This is a genomic window from Kitasatospora sp. NPDC038210 (genome assembly GCF_055600605.1).
In genome coordinates this window covers 828,851-845,395 of the sequence record NZ_JBVJYK010000001.1, presented here as the reverse complement: position 1 = coordinate 845,395, position 16,545 = coordinate 828,851, and the positions used below count along the sequence as shown (strand labels likewise).

Sequence of the window (16,545 nt, the reverse complement as noted above, 5' to 3'; positions counted from 1 at the left end):
GCGCAGCCCCTCGGTCGCTCTGCTCGGACAGCAGAGAGCCGGTGGGGCCGCGCCCGCGGTCAGTGTGCTTCCCGGCGGGGCCGGGGCGACGGCTCTGTCAGGAGTGCCGCCAGGTGACGGGGAACGCGTCGCTCTTGAGCGTGCCGGTGGTGGCCAGCGTCGTCGTCCTCCGGGTGACGGTGGACGAGTGGGTGGCGTAGTCGCCGATCGGCCGGCCGTCGACGGTGACGCCGGTGAACTGCAGCGGGCCGAACTTCGCCAGGGTCGGCACGGAGCCCGGGCCGATGGGTTCGATGACGGCCTCGGCATTGACGGAGGTCGCGGTGGCGAGGTACTTCCGGAAGGACTTCGTCCAGCCCCGGGTGGTGTCGCTCAGGGTCAGCGCGTACCAGTGCCCGCCTTCGTCGGTGACGGTGCCGGTCATGGAGTCGCCGGCCTGGACGGGTTCGGCGAAGTAGATGCTGTCCTGCGGGTACATCTCGACCCAGGTGTTGTACTGTGCCCGGCCGGTCGTGCAGTCGAGGTCGACGCCGATCTGCTCGACGGTGTCGCTGTCCCACCCGTCCAACCCGACCCAGGGGGAGGCGATTCCGCGGTTGTCGGTGCAGTCGAGCGCCGGGATGTTCCAGGTGCCCGATATCGTCGTGAACGTGGAGCCGTAGGTGATGTAGCCACCCCAGATGTCGTCCGCGTGCCGGCGGGTGTGGTCGCTGCGGTGGCTCGCTGTGGCGGCGGCCGGGGTTGCCGCGCCCAGGGCGGTTGCGAGGCCGACGGCCGTGGTGGCGAGCAGTGCGAGTGTGCGGGTGTGGGGGCGGGCGGTCATGGGGTCCTCTCCGGAGTGGCGGACGGGTGCCGGACGCGGGTCGGGCGCCGCCCCGGGCGGGGCCAGGGGCGGCGTGGACGGTCGGCGGTCAGCCGTCGATGCGGTGCTGGCTCCAGAAGGAGGTCAGGTCGACGGTGGTGGCGGCCTGGGCCGCGGCCTTGAACTCCGCGGTGGTGGACACGCCGTACCAGTGCGCCTGCGCGTAGTTCCGCAGCAGGGTGGTCATCGCGGTGTCGCCGATCGTCCGGCGCAGGTCGTGCAGGGCGCACTTGCCGTAGCCGTAGACGACCGTCGAGTAGCGGGAGGAGTTGGCGTCCCAGTACGCCATCGAGTTGGTGATCTTCTCGGCCGCCGAGGCCCAGGAGACGCTGTTCCAGCAGCCGTTGCCGGTCTTGCCGAGGGCGAGGTCGGTGGAGTAGTCGGTGAAGGCCTCGTCCAGCCAGGGGCTGGTGTACTCGTCGTCGCCGACGATGCCGTACCACCACTGGTGGCCGATCTCGTGGGTCAGTGCCGTGGTGCTGACGAGGTCGAGGACGAAGCCCGGGTACTCCATGCCGCCGAACCAGAAGTTGTTGTCGATCACCGCGTCCAGCTCGCCGTACGGGTAGGCGCCGAAGCGCTGGGCGTGGGCGTCGACCGCCGTGGTCGCGGTGGAGAGCATCGACTTGGCGTCGGCCGCGCTGATCCCCGCCACCGAGTAGACGTTGACCTTCACCCCGGCCGCCGAGGTGCCGGAGATCTTGGTGAACGGCCCGGCGCCCCAGGCGAAGTCGCGCACCTTGCTCGCGGTCGCCTTGGTGACGGTCCGACCGGCCGTGCCCGGGGTGTCCACCGAGGTGCCGGTCGCGGGCACCAGCAGGCCGGAGGGGTGGTCCAGGGTGACGGTGAAGTCCGAGGCCACCGAGTAGAAGGACTCGCCGCTGTTGGTGTACGGGTCGAGGTGCCAGCCGGCTCCGTCCCGTATCGCCAGGACGGGAAGGGCGTTGCCGATGAAGTTGAACGCTCCGTCCCGGCCGAAGCGGTCCGCACCGCTCGGCACGGTGATGCCGAGGTCGAAGCCGACCGTGCCGCTCTGGCCCTGCGCGAGCGGCGCCGGCAGGGTGACCTTGAGCGCGGTGCAGTTCACCGAGAGCGGGGCGGGCGTGCCGCCGGTCACGTTGGTCACCGTGATCGGGGTGCTGGGGCAGCTGCCGTGCCAGTTGTCCCACAGCCGCAGGTACACCTCGTTCAGCGGGCTGGGCGAGGCGTTGGTGAAGGTCACGCTCTCGTGGCCGCTCCAACTGCCGCCGGAGGCGTCGCTGGTGAGGTTGACGGTGTATCCGGGCGAGGCCGGGGTGCGGGTCGGGTCGCCGGGCTGGGGCGGGGTGGTGCCGCCGGAGGCGTCCAGGGTGACGTCGTCCAGCACGAAGCTGGTCTGCAGACTGGAGTCCTCGACGCCGGCGAAGGAGAGCGTCGCGGTCTGGCCGGCGAAGGCGGAGACGTCGACGGTCCGGTGCACGTACCCGTCCCGGGCGTCCAGGTTGGAGTAGGTGGCCAGGGTGGTGGAGCCGAGCTTGACGGTGAGCTTGTCGTAGGCGGTGCTGCCGGTGGTTTCGGCGGTGTCGACGTGCAGCCAGAATCCGAGCGTCGCGGTGCCGCACCCGGTGGGGAGGGTGACGGACTGCGAGAGGGTGTCGGTGTGGGTGGATCCGTAACCGTCGAGCCAGGCGTAGGAGCTGCCGGAGTGCGCGCTCTGGCCGGTGTCGCCGGTGATCGCGCCGCTCGGCGCCGTCCAGGGTGAACTGCCGGACTCGAAACCGCTGTTGGCCACCACCTGGGCGGGTGCGCAGTCCGCGGCGCTCGCCACATTGGGGGTGGCGAGCGCCGCGAGGCCGGCGGCTGCGAACAGGGCGGCACCGGTCAGGGCATGCAGGAGTCTTCTCATCGGAACCTCTCGTGGGGAGCGGGCCGGAAGCAGCAGCGTGACAGCAAACCCGCACCTTTGAAAGGCTCATGACACCAAGTGGACCGGCCGGACCCCGCCAGACCCCGCCGCGGGACGGGACCGCCGCGGGACGGGACCGCGCGGTCAGCGCGGGTCGACCAGCTCCGGGGCGAAGACCGTGCCGAGCGGCTCCGGACCGATGTACTGCTGGCAGTTGCACGGCCGCGCCTCGTACTGCAGCGGGCGGCGGTCGGCGTCCCAGGCGGTCGGGGCCTCGACGTCCTCGTGGCAGCGGCCCTGCTTGTCGTGCTTGGCCAGGTGGTGGGTGCAGCCGCAGACCGGCTCCGGCGGGCGGTTCGACGCCTCCAGCGCGGCCTGCTGACGCTCACTGGCGGCGAGCAGCTCCATCTTGCGCTCGTGCCGCACCTTCAGTGCCTGCCGGGCGTCCTTGACGATCCATCCGCTGCCGTACAGGACGACGGGCAGCACCCACCACATGTTGAGCACCTGGTCCACTGACTCTCCCCCGATCGGGTCCGACTCCGGCCGTTGATCATACTGCTGACCAGGGGATCCCGACCCCGGCAGGAACGAGCGCGAACGACCGCGAAACGACGGCGAAGGACGGCGAAAAGGCCGTGAAACAGCGGCGGACGGCCGCGGAACGGCGGTGCACGGCGCCGGACGGCCGACGTCAGCGGATGACCGGGAGCACCGCCTCGGCGCTGCGCCCGCTCGCCGCCTCGATGAAGGCCACCGGGTCGGCGACCTCCGCCAGCAGGGCCCGGGTCGCCCGCAGCGCCGCGCCGGCGGGCGGCGGCCCGCCGACGGCCGCGATCAGGTCGAGCAGGTGGACGGTCGCCTCCATCAGCGCCACCTCGCCGAGAGCGCCGACCGTGACGCTGCCGAGCAGCGGGTGCGCGACCGTCGTACCGGGCGGCAGGTCGTCGAGCGCGGCCAGGGCCGCCGGGCCCTCGACCCCGAACCGGGCGATCAGCAGCGCAGGGTCGGCCGCCACGGCGGCCTGCCTCGCCGTCTCGGCGACCTGCCCGGCGGCGGTGTCCGCGAGACCGCCCGGCCGGTTGTAGGCACGCAGGATCCCGGCACCCGTGGTGATCTCGGCCGGCCCGTCGAGGACGGCCGTGCGCAGCCCGGTGAACATCTCCGGCACCGGTGCCACGTGCGCGTAGAGCTCCCGGACGGTCCACGCGGGCAGCCGGGTCGGCCGGCCCCAGTCCGCGGCGCCGAGGGCCGCACCGCGTTCCGCCCAGGAGCCCCAGGCCTCCGCCAACATGACGCGCACCGGGTCGTTCTGACTGTCCATCGGTTCTCCTCGGAACGGGTGTCACGGGACGCCCCCACGTTACCCACCCGCCGCCACCCGTGACCCGGCGCCCACCTCCGGCCACAAGCCACCCACTACCCGGGCACCCACCACCCACCGCCACCCACACCCCGCCACCCGCCACCCACCGGAAAACCGCTTGCCGCCCCCGCCGCCCGGCCGTCACCATCACCGCATGACCGTCCTCCCCGCCCCCGCGCTGCCCGAGACCTCCGCCCGCCCGGCCGCGGTCCGACAGCAGCCCGGCCGTCCCCGGAGGCCCGACGCCGCACGCGGATGAGGGCCGCCCTGGTCGCGGGGCTGCTCGCCGGGTACGGCGTCGCCGTCCCGGTGGGGGCCGTCGGGGCCCATGTCGTCGCGCTCACCGCGCGGACCTCGCTGCGCACCGGTGCCTGCGCCGCCCTCGGCGTGGCCGCCGCGGACGGACTGTACGCACTGGTCGCGGCGGCCGGCGGCGGCGGGCTCGCACCCCTGCTCGAACCGGTCGCCGGGCCGCTGCGGATCGGCTCCGCCCTGGTGCTGCTGGCCCTGTCGGCCCGTACGGCCCACAGCGCGCTGCGCCACCGCCCCGGGGCCGCCGCGCCGTCCGGTGCCGTCGCGCCGTCCGGTGCCGTCGCGCCGTCCGGTGCCGTCGCGCCGTCCGCCGCCGCCCTAACCCCGGAGCAGGCGCCGCCCTCCCCCGCCCGGGCCTTCCTGACCCTGCTCGGGATCACCCTGCTGAACCCGCTCACCGTGCTCTACTTCGCCGCCCTGGTCCTCGGCGGCAGCGGCCGGGACGCCGCGACCGCCGACGCCCTCGCCCGGGCGGTGTTCGTCGCCGCCGCGTTCGCCGCCTCCGCCAGCTGGCAGCTGCTGCTCGCCTCGGGCGGGGCGCTGCTGGGCCGCGCTCTCACCGGGCCGCGCGGGCGACTACTCACCGCAATCGGATCCGCCGCCCTGGTCGCCGTACTGGCCGTTCGACTGCTGGTCGGCTGACCAGCACAATCACCGGAGCGCCGGGACCGGCCGGGCCACATGCGCCGTGCCCGTCTACGACTGATTCATCCCTTGTATCCTGGTTCTGTATCCGCTGGGTGACTTCCGCCGATCCGGAGGAGTGCGGACATGGGTGAGCGGGACGGCACCGAGAAGCGGGGGCGGCTGAGCCGCCCGCAGGTGCTCGACGCTGCGGTGGCGCTGGTCGACCGCGAGGGCCTGCCCGCACTGACCATGCGCCGACTGGCGTCCGAGCTGGGTGTCGAGTCGATGGCCCTGTACCGCTACACCCCGGGCAAGGAAGCCCTGCTCGACGGCCTGACCGAGGCCTACTTCACCGAGGTCAACGACCGGCTGCGGACCGCTGCCGCGAGCGGCCCTCGCCCGCCCGAGCGGCACCGGCCCGAGCGGCGCCGGCCCGAGCCGCACCAGCCCGAGTGGCGGCAGGAACTGCGCCGGATCGCCCGGGCGTTCGCCGCCGTCGCGCACGCCCACCCCGAGATCCTGCCGCTGGTCGCGACCCGCCCGCTGACCGTCCCGGTGACGCGGCGGCCGGCGCCGGTGCTCGAACTGACCGAGCACATCCTCGCCGTGCTCGGGCGGGCCGGCTTCGACGACGCGACCGCCCTGACCGTCTACCGCTCCTTCGTCGCCTGGAACCTCGGCTGCCTGCTGGTCGACAAGCGCCAGGTGGTCGACAACCCGGAGGAGCCGGACCCGGCCCTGCGGCTCGGCCTGCACCGGCTGCCCGCCGCCGACTACCCGCGGCTGCGCGCCCTGGTGCCACGCTTCGCCGACTTCGACGACGACGCCGAGATGCTCCGCGGCCTGGACAGCCTGCTGGACGGGATGCCGCAGCCTCCCCTTGACGCCTTCTACGGCGGCGACGCATCCTGAGGATACGAGGTACACGTCGGACATATCCTCTGATGACGGCGCTGCGGAGCGAGCCGCCCGAGACCGCTCCGGCCACGTTCCGCAGGCGCCAGGGAAGAAGTCCCCATGTCCGCCGTTCCGAACGAACCCCACCACGACGACATCCTGCGCCTGCGCGTCACCGCCAGGGACCCGGACGCCCTGCGCGCGCTGCTGCGCGACACCCGCTCCGACACCGGCGGACGCCCGTACGTCGAGGCGGACGGCCGCGTCGGCATCGACGTCTACGCCACGGCCGCCCAGGTCCCGGCCCTCGAACGCGAGGGCGTCACGGTGACCCGGATCGGCAACGCCAGCGAGGCCGGGCGCGCCGCCCAGGCCGAGGTCGGCACCGGCGACCGGTTCGCCCCCGCCGACGCCGTCCCGCGCGGCCTGGCCGCCAAGCTCGCCGGCTGACCCGGGAGGCCCGCCATGCCGTACCTGAACATCACCGAGGTCGAGTCCGCCGTGACCAGCCTGGCCACCGCCTACCCCGGCCTCGCCGAGCTCGTCACCCTGCCCGAGCCCTCGTTCGAGGGCCGCACCGCGCACGCCCTGGCGATCGGCGCACCCGCGCCCATCCCCAAGAAGTGCGTGATGTTGATCGGCGGCGTGCACGCCCGCGAATGGGGCAGCTGCGAGGTCCTCGTCCACTTCGCCGCCGACCTGCTGGAGGCCTACCGGAACGGCACCGGCCTCGGCTACGGCGGCTCCGTCTTCACCGCCGACCAGGTGCAGCACCTGCTCCGGCGCCTCGACCTGGTCGTCTACCCGCTGGTCAACCCCGACGGGCGGCACTACAGCCAGACCGTGAGGTCGATGTGGCGCAAGAACCGCAACCCGGCCAACGCCGGCGGCAGCCCGAACCCCGCCTGCATCGGCGTCGACCTCAACCGCAACTACGACTTCCTGTTCGACTTCGCCACCGCCTTCGACCCGCACGCAAACCCCCAGGTCTCGGCCGACCCGTGCGACGAGATGGTCTACTGCGGGCCGACCGCGTTCTCCGAGCCGGAGACCCGCAACGTCCGCTGGCTGCTGGACCAGCACCCGCGGACCGGGTGGTTCGTCGACGTCCACAGCTACGCGCAGGACATGCTCTACAACTGGGGCGACGACGACAACCAGTCGGTCGACCCGGACATGAACTTCCGCAACCACCAGTTCGACGGCAAGCGCGGCCTGCCCGGCGACCTCGCGTACTCCGAGTACATCCCCAAGGGGGACGAGGACACCGCCCGGCTGCTCGCCGAGGCGTTCTGCCGGGGCGTCTACGGCGTCCGCGGCGTGCCGTACAAGCCGATGACCGGCTTCCACCTGTACCCGACCAGCGGCACCAGCGACGACTACGTCTACGCCCGCCACTACACCGACCCCGACCGGGGCAAGGTGCTCGGCTTCACGGTCGAGTGGGGCAACGACGCGGCCCACTCGCCCAACCCCTTCCACCCGCCGTGGGCGGAGATGGAGAGGATCGTCCTCGACGTGGACGCCGGGCTGGTGCAGTTCTGCCTGGCCGTCACCTGAACACCCGAACACCTCGGGAACACCGGAAACACCGAGCCACAGTGCCCGACAGCAGGGCGCCCGCCACGACCGGTCGTGGCGGGCGCCCTGGCGAGTGCGCCGAGTGCGCTCAGTCGGCTCGCTGGAAGCTCAGGCGGCCCGGTGGAAGAAGAACGGGTCGATGGACGGCGGAACGCGGGTCACGCCGTCCGTGCTGAGCAGTTGGCGGGTGGTGAAGTTGGCGTTGCGCAGGTACGTCACGCCGACCGGGAAGTTGGCCCGGTCCGGTGTGTTGTTGCCGGAGAAGATGCCGTAGAAGTCCCGGCCGATCGCCAGCATCCGGATGTAGTCGCCCAGGTACGGGACGTGCTTCGCCTTCGGGACGTCGCCCGGGGCCTGGTGCAGGACGGTGCGCTCGACGGTCCCGAAGCGGTCCGCGGACAGCTCCAGCACCGTCGACCACTGGCCGTTGGCGAGCTGCTGGTAGAGCAGTCCGACCAGACCGTCGGAGTTGATCGCGAGCGAGGGGTTCTTGGCGTCGATCAGGTCCGCGTGCGCGTCGGCCCAGGTCTGCCCCCGGTCGGCCGAGTGCCGCACGTGCAGCACGTAGTCGGTGGGGAGGCCGCCGGTCGCGTCGCACCAGGCGACCCACACACTGTTGGAGTTCGTGGGGTCGACCGCGATCGACAGGTCGGCGCCGGTGCGCTCCTGGCCCAGCGTCGCCTCGTGCACCTTGAACTCCAGGGCCCGCCCGCTGACCACCCGCTGGCCGACGACGCCGTCGACCGAGTCCCGGAGGTCCTCGAAGGCGTTCTGGCCGAGGCCGCCCTTGTCGTCCCGGGTCACCACCACGTCGAGGGTGATGAAGAAGGCCGGGAACGGATCCGCCGTGTCCCGGACCTCACGGCTGTAGCTCTCGAAGGCGCCGTAGACCGTCCCGTCGGAGTGCACGGCGAGCCGGATCGGCGGCCCGTTGCTCTTCGCGCCGGGGCGCTGGTCGAGCCGGACGTCGGTGAAGCCGCCCGAGCCCGTGCCGGCGTCGGCGGAGACCGTCGCCGTCGCGGAGCCGGCCCCCCGGTCGAGGACGTTGTTGCCGACGTACACGACGTCCCGGCCGCCGCCGTCCGCCCCCGCGGGCGCCGTGACCACCCAGGGCTGGTCCGGGTTCAGGTCCGTGGACACGTCCGCCAGGACCTCCATCGCCCCGGGCGAGGTGATGTCCTCCGTCCGCAGGATCTCCAGGTCGCCGGTGGTGGCGTTGAGGATGCCCGCGTAGAGCCTGCCGCCCTGCGCGGCGAAGCCGACACTGATGTCGAAGGTGCCGAAGTCGCCCTTCTCCCCGGGGACGACGGACGTCAGCACCCAGGTGTCGCCGCCGTCGGCCGAGACGAAGACCGGGGCGAACGGCCCGCCGAGCGGGTCGAGGGTGAAGGCGGTCGCGACCATCTCCCGCGGGTTCTCCGGGTTCACCGCGAGGTTGGGCTCGGCGTCCTGGTTGGTGTCACCGCTCTGTGCCCGGGGCACGATGTCGACGACCTTGATGGTGGGCATGTCGGCTCACCTCCCTTCGCGCAGCACGGCGAGCTTCTGCACCGGCTGGTAGTCGTCGGGGTGGAGCAGTCGGTACGGCGCCTGCGCCGCGAGGTCGCCCGAGGTGTCGTGCAGCAGCCAGACGCCCAGCTGCCCGGGCGCCGGCTTGGGCACGCGGTACCAGCGGACGTCCTGGCTACGCGGGTAGAGCACGCCGGTCCGTCCGGGGGTGACCGGGCCGGCTTCGACACGGGAGACGTCGATCGTGGCGCGCCACCAGAGCGGGGCGTGCTCGGAGTGCGCCGGCAGGCCGAGGTCCTCCAGGCCCACCACGGCGCCGATCACCACCGCGTCCGCCTCGGCGGCGTGGGCGGCGATGTCCTGGTTGCGGATCGTGCGTTGCACCGAGGAGAACGGCAGCTCGTCGGCGGTGGTGGCGGCGAGCGACACGTGCCCCTGGACGGCCTCGACGGGCAGCCGGGCCACCTCGGCCAGGCCGAGGCCCTCACCGTAGACCAGGCCCCGGGTGAAGAGGGCCCTTGTGTCGCCGACCGCCAACGGGGCCTCGTCGGGGGCCAGTTGAACGGTGACCTCACTGCCCGCGAGTTGCCGGAAGGCCTGGGGCGCGTGCAGCACCTCGGTCACCTTGACCACGGCGGTCCGTTCGTTGCGGGCGTCGGCCGGGAAGGCCGCGAGCGAGGTGCCGCCGACCCGGGTGACCGTGCCCACGAAGCTCAGCGGAGCCCGGCGGACGAGGTCGATCAGCTGCTCGGGGGCGACCCCGGGCGATACGTCAGTCATGACGGTCCTCCTCCCCGCTCACCGCGCGGCGCGGGCCGAGGAGGGGTGCGCCCGGCGCCACTCGATCCGCGCGCCGAGCAGACAGGCGCCGGTGACGGCGGCCGCCAGCGCGACCACCAGCCACTCCGCCGCGCCGCTGCCGGCGTCCGGGTCGAGGCCGAGGAGCGTCTCGATCCACTCCGGCCACGCCAGGGTGAGCAGGAACAGCAGTCCGGACAGTCCGCCCAGGGCCGTCTCCAGCCAGAAGCGGGGCCGGACCGGACTCGATTGCGGGAAGGGCATCGCTGCACCTCCCTTTCTCCGACCACCCGGGCCGCGCCGCGCCGCAGCGTGCGCGCCTCCGTGCCGCCGCGCCGTGGCGACGGCACGACCCGGCCGGGCCGGCCCGGGTCGGGGTCGCTCCCGTCGGCGCCGCCGGTCGGGGGGCGTGGTCGCCGCGGGAGGTGATCTGCTTCGATCCGCAGCGTCGGGGCTGCGGTGGGAGTGCGCCGGAGGGGGCTCGCGGGGTCACCCCGCGTGCCCCCGGCGCTGTACGCCTACGAGGCACACGTACTTCGTATACGAGTCTGCGCGCACCCCCGGGGCAGGTCAAGGCGCCAGAGCGACGCCGGGCCGGTCAGATCCGGGCGCCGAGCATCCGCAGCACCAACTCGCCGTAGCGGCGGCCGAGTTCCTCCGGCGTCTCGGTCGAGCGGTCGGTGTACCAGCGGGAGACGTCGATGCCCAGCGAGGTGACCGCGCGGGCCGCCGTGCGCACCTCCGAGACCTGGAAGTCGCCGGCCGACGCCCCCTGCCCGATCAGCGCGCTGACCTCGCGCTCGATGTCCAGCCGCAGCGCGGCGACCACCGCGTAGGCGTCCTCGGGCAGCGCGTGCAGCTCGTAGTTGACCACCCGGCCGACCGTCCGGGCCCGGGCGTGCCAGGCGGTGAACTGCTCGACGAGCCGCCGCATCCGCTCCGCCGGACCGCCCTCGCCGGACACCGCCTCCCGGACCAGGGCCAGCGTGGCGGCGTGCCCCGCCTGGCTGATCTCGGCCAGCAGCGCGGCCTTCGACTGGTAGTGGATGTACAGCGCGGCCGGGCTCATCCCGGCGGCGGTGGCGATGTCCCGGGTGGTGGTGGCGTGGAAGCCGCGCTCCGCGAAGGACTCGACGGCCGCCTGGAGCAGCCGGTACGCCGCTTCGGGGCGGGTGTCGGCGCCGGGCAGGGTCGGCCAGAGGTCGGCCATCGGGGTGCTGGTCATGGCGTCATCCTCCCAGAGAACGCGTACCGGAATTCGTACGGGCTTTCGCGTCGGGCCCCGCCGGACGGCCCCGGCGAGCGGTCCCACCGGGCCGTCCCACCGGCTCCTCCTGCCGGCTCCGCCCACCGGGCCGTCCCGCCGACCACTCGGCGGCCCCGCGGGCTGTTGACAGGTTCTCGCACCGACACCATGCTGAGCAAGCGCTTAGTCAGCGATGGTAGTCGGATCCTCGCACGAAAGGCAGGACGCTCCGTGGTGCACTCCTTCAAGGGCCGGGTGGCGGTCGTCACCGGATCGAGCCGGGGCATCGGCCTCGGCATCGCGCGCGAGCTGGTCGACCGCGGCGCCAAGGTCTGCCTCACCGCCCGCAACCCCGAGCCGCTGGCCGAGGCCGTCCAGGACCTGGGCGGACCGGAGAACGCCATCGCCGTCGCGGGCAAGGCCGACGACCCGGCACACCAGGAGGAGGCGATCGCCCGCACCCTGGAGGCCTTCGGGCGCCTCGATCACCTGGTCAACAACACCGGCATCAACCCGGTCTACGGGCCGGTCCTGGAGACCGACGAGGCGGCCGCCGCCAAGATCATCGCCGTCAACGTGCTCGGCCCGCTGGCCTGGACCCGCCGCGCGCACGCCGCGTGGATGGGCGAGCACGGCGGCTCGGTCGTCAACGTCGCCTCGATCGCGGGCATCCGCGCCTCCGCCGGCATCGGCATGTACGGCGTCAGCAAGGCCGCACTGATCCGGCTCACCACCGAACTCGGCGCCGAGCTGGGCCCGCAGGGCATCCGGGTCAACGCCGTCGCGCCCGCCGTCGTCAAGACCAAGTTCGCCGAGGCGCTGTACGAGGGCCGCGAGGAGCAGGTCGCCGCCGCCTACCCGCTCGGCCGCCTCGGCGTGCCGGAGGACGTCGCGGGCGCGGTCGCCTTCCTGCTCTCCCCGGACGCCGGCTGGATCACCGGCCAGACCCTGGTGGTCGACGGCGGGGTCACGCTCGGCGGTGGGATGTGACGGCCGGGGCGCTCGCCGACCCGTCGGCCGGGGCGTTCGCCGGCCAGGGCGTCGTGGTCACCGGCGCCGGGCGGGGCATCGGGGCCGCACTGGCCCGGGCGTTCGCGGCGTCCGGGGCCCGGGTGGTGGTCAACGACCTGGACGCCGCGGCCGCCCACGCCGTCGCGCAGGAGTGCGGCGGCACCGCCCTGCCCGGGGACGCCGCCTCCGCCGAGGGCCTGGCCGCCCTGGTCGGGGGCTCCCGGGAGGCCCTCGGCGAGATCGACCTCTGGTGCGCGAACGCGGGCGTCGCCCCGTCCGGCGGCGCCGACGCCCCCGCCTCCGCCTGGACGCTCGCCTGGGAGGTCAACGTGCTGGCGCACGTGCGCGCCGCCGAACTGCTGCTCCCCCGCTGGCTGGAGCGCGGTGCGGGCCGCTTTCTCGCCACCGTCTCCGCCGCCGGGCTGCTCACCAGCCTGGGCTCCGCGCCGTACGCGGTCAGCAAGCACGGCGCGCTCGCCTTCGCCGAATGGCTCTCCGCGACCTACCGCCACCGGGGCGTCCGGGCGCACGCGCTGTGCCCGCAGGGCGTGCGCACCGACATGCTCGCCTCGACCGGCGCCCTCGGCGAGCTGATGCTCGCCCCGAACGCCCTGGAGCCCGAGGACGTCGCGGCCACGACGCTCGCCGCGCTGCGGGAGGAACGCTTCCTGATCCTCCCGCACCCCGAAGTGGCCGAGTACTACCGCGTCCGGGCCACCGAGCCGGAGCGGTGGATCGGCGGGATGAACCGGCTGCAGCGGGAGCTCGAAGCGGGCGGCGCACTGTGAGGGCCTGGCAGGTCGGAGAGCTCGGCGAGCCGGCCGCGGTGATGCGGCTCGCCGAGGAGGTGCCGCAGCCGGTGCCCGGGCCGGGGCAGCTGCTGGTCCGGGTGCGGGCCGCCGCCGTCAACTTCCCCGACGCGCTGATGGTGCGCGGGCAGTACCAGGTCCGCCCGCCGCTGCCGTTCACGCCCGGGGTGGAGCTGTGCGGCGAGGTCGCGGACGGGCCCGGGCGGGGCGAGCGGCTGATCGGCAACCCGGTGCTGCCGCACGGCGCCTTCGCCGAGTACGCGCTGCTGGACGCCGCCGCCGCGTTCCCGGCGCCCGGGGCGCTGGACGACGCCGAGGCCGCCGCCCTGCACATCGGCTACCAGACCGCCTGGTTCGCGCTGCACCGCCGGGCCCGGCTGCGGGCCGGCGAGACCCTGCTGGTGCACGCCGCGGCCGGCGGGGTCGGAAGCGCGGCGGTCCAGCTCGGCCGGACCGCCGGGGCCAGGGTGATCGCGGTGGTCGGCGGCGCGGCCAAGGCGGAGGCGGCCCGGGCCCTCGGCGCCGACCTGGTGGTGGACCGGACGGCCGAGGACTTCGTCGCCGCGGTCAAGGAGGCCACCGGCGGGCGCGGCGCGGACGTGGTCTTCGACCCGGTCGGCGGCGACGCCTACACCGGCTCCACCCGGTGCGTCGCCTTCGAGGGCCGGATCGTGGTCGTCGGCTTCGCCGCCGGGCGGATCCCGGCGCCGGCCCTCAACCACGCCCTGGTGAAGAACTACGCCATCCTCGGCCTGCACTGGGGCCTCTACAACACCCACGACCCGCGTGCCGTCCGCGCCGCGCACGACGAGCTGACCAAGCTCGCCGAGCAGGGCGCGGTGCGGCCGCTGGTGAGCGCCCGGGTGCCGCTCGCCGGTGCGGCGGACGCCGTCCAGCGGGTCGCCGACGGGCTGAGCACCGGCCGGATCGCCGTCCTCGGCGACTGAGGCCCCGTCGCCACCGCCCGCGCGGCCGGGAATCCGGCTGCGCGGGCACCACGGCCCCTGCCAGGATGCCGGGATGACATCGTTTTCCGCCGCTCGCGACTCGTTGAAGGGCCTGGCCCTCGGGGACGGATTCGGGGAGCGCTGGTTCCCGCTCTTCCGCTCGCCCCAGGAGGCGTTCGCGCAGATCCGGGCCCGGCGCACGCCGGAGGAGGGGCCCTGGCACTGGACCGACGACACCGCGATGGCGCTGTCGGTCTACGGGATCCTGACCGCCTTCGACGCGGTGCACCAGGAACGGCTCGCCCAGGCCTTCGCGGCCACCTACCGGGCGGACCCGGGCCGCGGCTACGGGCACGGCATGCACCTGCTGCTGCCCGAGCTCGGTGCGGACCCCGCGCGCTGGCGCACCGCCGCCCGGGGGCTGTTCGACGGCCAGGGCAGCCTCGGCAACGGCGCGGCGATGCGGGTGGCCCCGCTGGGCGCCTGGTTCCACGCGGACCTGGACGAGGCGGCGGAGCAGGCGGCGCTGTCCGCCGAGGTCACCCACGCACACCCCGAGGGCGTGGCCGGCGCGGTGGCCGTCGCCCTGGCGGCGGCCCTCGCCGCCCGCGGCCGCACCGGCCCCGCGCCCGCCGGCTCCGAGCTGCTGGCCGAGGTCGCCGACCGCACCCCGGCCGGCGCCGTCCGCGACGGGCTGCGGCACGCTGCCGAGCTGTCCCCGGCCACCGAGCCCTGGCGGGCGGCGGACCTGCTCGGCAACGGGCAGCGGATCCGGGCGAGCGACACCGTCCCCTTCGCCCTGTGGTCCGCCGCGCACCACGTGCACGATCTGGCCGACGCGCTGTGGACCACCGCGGAAGGCCTCGGCGACGTGGACACCACCTGCGCCGTCACCGGCGGCGTGGTCGCCGCCCGCACCGGCCTCGCCGGCGTGCCGCAGGCGTGGCTGGCCTGCCGTGAGCCGCTGCCCGGGTGGGTCGCGGCAGCCACGGCGGAGGCAGTGGCCGACAGCGCCTGACACCAAGGGTTCGCACCCGAAGGAGTGGCTCGGGTGACGGTGGTGACCCCAGTGGCGCCCCGAGCGGAACCATGCCTCCCAGATGTGGCGAACGAATGACGGTTCGTACCGCGCACGGTCAGACTGGCCGGGCCGGAGCGCTCCGCACGGCTGCGGCGCACCGTCACGACGTTTCCCCGACGTGCCACGTTGAGAAGCGACTCCAGGAGAGTGACCCGTCATGCGAAACCCGCGTTCTCTCGCGCTCCGGGCCGGTGTGGTCCTCAGCACCGCGCTGATCGCAGCCGGACTGCTGGGCGGACCGGCCCACGCCGCCCACGCCGTCCCGGTCGCCGACACCGCCGTGACCGCGCCCGCCGCCCCCGCCGTGTCGGACGCCGACCAGACCGTCGTCCAGGCCACCGCCGGCCTGACCCGCGGCCAGAGCTGGTCCTCGCCGGACGGCAGCACCGTGCTGTGGCAGCAGACCGACGGCCACGTGGTGCTGTACCACAACGGCGTCGCGATCTGGACGGCCGTCGGCACCTACGGCGTCGGCACCTACTTCTACGTCCAGGCCGACGGCAACCTCACCGCGTACGACGCCGCCTGGCGCCCGCTGTGGGAGAGCCGGACCGGCCGCCACCCGGGCGCCTACCTGGCCATCCAGAACGGCGGCAACCTGGTCGTGTACTACGGCAACACCCCGCTGTGGTGGTCCAACTACCGCCCCGGCAGCGGCCCGGTCGACCCCGACCCCGAGTGCACCCCGACCCCGCACCGCCTCTGCCCGTGACCGACCGCGTTCGGGGGGCCGTAGCCGAACGGCCGTTCACCGAGCGGCTGCTCACCGACCGGCGGCGATGACCTCCAGGGCCGGGCGGGGCTCGCGGCCGAGCAGTGCCGCGAGGTCGCCCGGCCCGCCCGGGCCGGCGAGGAAGCCGTGGGCGATCGCCGAGTACGTGCCCAGCACCATCGGCACCTGGAAGTCCCGGGCGTCCGAGGCCGCCAGCGCCGTCCGGGCGTCGGCCAGCAGGCCGGGCCGGTACTCGGCGCCGAGCGCCGCGGCCACCTCGGCGCCGCCCAGCGCCCGCTCCCCCACCAGCTCGTACGTCCGGCCGCGGTGCGCCTCCGGTTCGAGCGCGACCCTGACCGCCGCCTCGGCGAGGTCCGCCCTCGCCACCGCCGCCAGCTTCCCGTCGCCGAGCGGCGCGGTGATCACCCCGTCGGGGCCGGGCGCCGCGATGGCGCCCAGGAGTTCGGCGTACAGCCCGTTGCGCAGCACCGTCCAGTGCAGGGTCGCCGAGGAGAGCAGCCGCCGCTCGGTCCAGCGGTGGGCGAGGGCGTAGGGCAGGTGGTCGCCGTCGCCGGAGAGGCTGGTGTAGACGACGTGCTCGACGCCCGCCCGCTCCGCCGCCCCGATCGCCGCGCCGTGCCGGGCGATCACCACGTCGTCCTCGGCGGCTCCGGCCGAGATCAGCAGCAGGGTCCGGACGCCGTCGAAGGCCTCCGCCAGTGTGTCCGGCCGGTCGAAGTCCACCAGCCGGGCGGGTGTGCCGGCCGGCACCTTCGCGGGGGTGCGCGAGCCGGCGACGACGCCCTCCCGCCCGGCGAGGCCCTCCAGGGCGAGGGCACCGAGGCCTCCGTTGACACCGGTGACGAGCAACATGATGGGTTCCTCCTGGGGATGATCGACCG

The 16,545-nt window shown here is 74.3% G+C and carries 18 protein-coding genes; 9 read left to right on the top strand and 9 right to left on the bottom strand.

The genetic code is table 11. From position 1 onward, the window contains the following. Positions 1 to 97: 97 nt before the first annotated feature. The 4 genes from ACZ7KX_RS03445 to ACZ7KX_RS03430 all read right to left on the bottom strand — a co-directional run bounded on the left by ACZ7KX_RS03445 (position 98) and on the right by ACZ7KX_RS03430 (position 4,071). The gene (locus tag ACZ7KX_RS03445; protein WP_470325051.1) at positions 98 to 823 is read right to left on the bottom strand and encodes a G1 family glutamic endopeptidase; all 726 of its coding nucleotides are present in this window, start codon (positions 821 to 823) and stop codon (positions 98 to 100) included. Positions 824 to 911: 88 nt separating this feature from the next. Continuing rightward, positions 912 to 2,747, bottom strand: coding sequence for a M1 family metallopeptidase (locus ACZ7KX_RS03440; RefSeq protein WP_470325050.1), 1,836 nt, complete (start codon positions 2,745 to 2,747; stop codon positions 912 to 914). A 144-nt stretch (positions 2,748 to 2,891) separates the two neighbouring features. Beyond that, positions 2,892 to 3,245 carry a hypothetical protein gene (locus tag ACZ7KX_RS03435; RefSeq protein ID WP_396553399.1) on the bottom strand — a complete coding sequence of 118 codons (354 nt, stop codon included), beginning with the start codon at positions 3,243 to 3,245 and terminating at the stop codon, positions 2,892 to 2,894. A gap of 196 nt (positions 3,246 to 3,441) precedes the next feature. Then, complete coding sequence (locus ACZ7KX_RS03430) at positions 3,442 to 4,071, bottom strand: maleylpyruvate isomerase N-terminal domain-containing protein (RefSeq protein WP_470325049.1); 630 nt, start codon at positions 4,069 to 4,071, stop codon at positions 3,442 to 3,444. A 297-nt stretch (positions 4,072 to 4,368) separates the two neighbouring features. On the opposite strand from ACZ7KX_RS03430, the gene ACZ7KX_RS03425 reads away from it, so the two are divergent. From ACZ7KX_RS03425 to ACZ7KX_RS03410, 4 genes are all read left to right on the top strand, one after another. Next, positions 4,369 to 5,067, top strand: a complete 699-nt coding sequence (locus ACZ7KX_RS03425; protein WP_470325048.1) for a LysE family transporter — start codon at positions 4,369 to 4,371, stop codon at positions 5,065 to 5,067. A 129-nt stretch (positions 5,068 to 5,196) separates the two neighbouring features. Continuing rightward, positions 5,197 to 5,964 carry a TetR/AcrR family transcriptional regulator gene (locus ACZ7KX_RS03420; RefSeq protein WP_470325047.1) on the top strand — a complete coding sequence of 256 codons (768 nt, stop codon included), beginning with the start codon at positions 5,197 to 5,199 and terminating at the stop codon, positions 5,962 to 5,964. Between the two features lie 105 nt (positions 5,965 to 6,069). Continuing rightward, positions 6,070 to 6,399, top strand: coding sequence for a hypothetical protein (locus tag ACZ7KX_RS03415; RefSeq protein ID WP_350524876.1), 330 nt, complete (start codon positions 6,070 to 6,072; stop codon positions 6,397 to 6,399). Between the two features lie 15 nt (positions 6,400 to 6,414). Then, positions 6,415 to 7,509 (top strand): M14 family metallopeptidase, encoded by a 1,095-nt coding sequence (locus ACZ7KX_RS03410; protein ID WP_470325046.1) that lies wholly within the window; start codon positions 6,415 to 6,417, stop codon positions 7,507 to 7,509. Positions 7,510 to 7,638: 129 nt separating this feature from the next. On the opposite strand, the gene ACZ7KX_RS03405 is transcribed toward ACZ7KX_RS03410, so the two are convergent. From ACZ7KX_RS03405 to ACZ7KX_RS03390, 4 genes are all read right to left on the bottom strand, one after another. Continuing rightward, on the bottom strand, positions 7,639 to 9,039 hold the full coding sequence (locus tag ACZ7KX_RS03405) for a hypothetical protein (protein ID WP_470325045.1): 1,401 nt from the start codon (positions 9,037 to 9,039) through the stop codon (positions 7,639 to 7,641). A gap of 6 nt (positions 9,040 to 9,045) precedes the next feature. Further along, positions 9,046 to 9,819: a hypothetical protein gene (locus ACZ7KX_RS03400; RefSeq protein WP_470325044.1), complete on the bottom strand. Its 774-nt coding sequence runs from the start codon at positions 9,817 to 9,819 to the stop codon at positions 9,046 to 9,048. Positions 9,820 to 9,837: 18 nt separating this feature from the next. Next, on the bottom strand, positions 9,838 to 10,101 hold the full coding sequence (locus ACZ7KX_RS03395; protein WP_470325043.1) for an ABC transporter permease: 264 nt from the start codon (positions 10,099 to 10,101) through the stop codon (positions 9,838 to 9,840). Between the two features lie 334 nt (positions 10,102 to 10,435). Next, positions 10,436 to 11,062 (bottom strand): TetR/AcrR family transcriptional regulator, encoded by a 627-nt coding sequence (locus tag ACZ7KX_RS03390; RefSeq protein WP_470325042.1) that lies wholly within the window; start codon positions 11,060 to 11,062, stop codon positions 10,436 to 10,438. A 252-nt stretch (positions 11,063 to 11,314) separates the two neighbouring features. On the opposite strand from ACZ7KX_RS03390, the gene ACZ7KX_RS03385 reads away from it, so the two are divergent. The 5 genes from ACZ7KX_RS03385 to ACZ7KX_RS03365 all read left to right on the top strand — a co-directional run bounded on the left by ACZ7KX_RS03385 (position 11,315) and on the right by ACZ7KX_RS03365 (position 15,643). Next, the gene (locus ACZ7KX_RS03385; RefSeq protein ID WP_470325041.1) at positions 11,315 to 12,073 is read left to right on the top strand and encodes an SDR family oxidoreductase; all 759 of its coding nucleotides are present in this window, start codon (positions 11,315 to 11,317) and stop codon (positions 12,071 to 12,073) included. Beyond that, positions 12,070 to 12,882: an SDR family oxidoreductase gene (locus ACZ7KX_RS03380; RefSeq protein ID WP_470325040.1), complete on the top strand. Its 813-nt coding sequence runs from the start codon at positions 12,070 to 12,072 to the stop codon at positions 12,880 to 12,882. The genes ACZ7KX_RS03385 and ACZ7KX_RS03380 overlap by 4 nt, the downstream gene beginning before the upstream one ends. Then, a complete protein-coding gene (locus ACZ7KX_RS03375) occupies positions 12,879 to 13,850 on the top strand; it encodes an NADPH:quinone oxidoreductase family protein (RefSeq protein WP_470325039.1) in 972 nt (323 codons plus the stop codon). Before ACZ7KX_RS03380 ends, ACZ7KX_RS03375 begins: the two co-directional genes overlap by 4 nt. Positions 13,851 to 13,923: 73 nt before the next feature. Beyond that, positions 13,924 to 14,868, top strand: coding sequence for an ADP-ribosylglycohydrolase family protein (locus ACZ7KX_RS03370; protein ID WP_470325038.1), 945 nt, complete (start codon positions 13,924 to 13,926; stop codon positions 14,866 to 14,868). 220 nt (positions 14,869 to 15,088) lie between these two features. Beyond that, positions 15,089 to 15,643, top strand: coding sequence for a hypothetical protein (locus ACZ7KX_RS03365; RefSeq protein WP_470325037.1), 555 nt, complete (start codon positions 15,089 to 15,091; stop codon positions 15,641 to 15,643). Positions 15,644 to 15,694: 51 nt separating this feature from the next. Here ACZ7KX_RS03365 and ACZ7KX_RS03360 read toward each other — a convergent pair whose 3' ends face one another. Beyond that, entirely contained in the window at positions 15,695 to 16,516 is an 822-nt protein-coding gene (locus tag ACZ7KX_RS03360; protein ID WP_470325036.1) for an NAD(P)H-binding protein, read from the bottom strand. Positions 16,517 to 16,545: the final 29 nt, after the last annotated feature.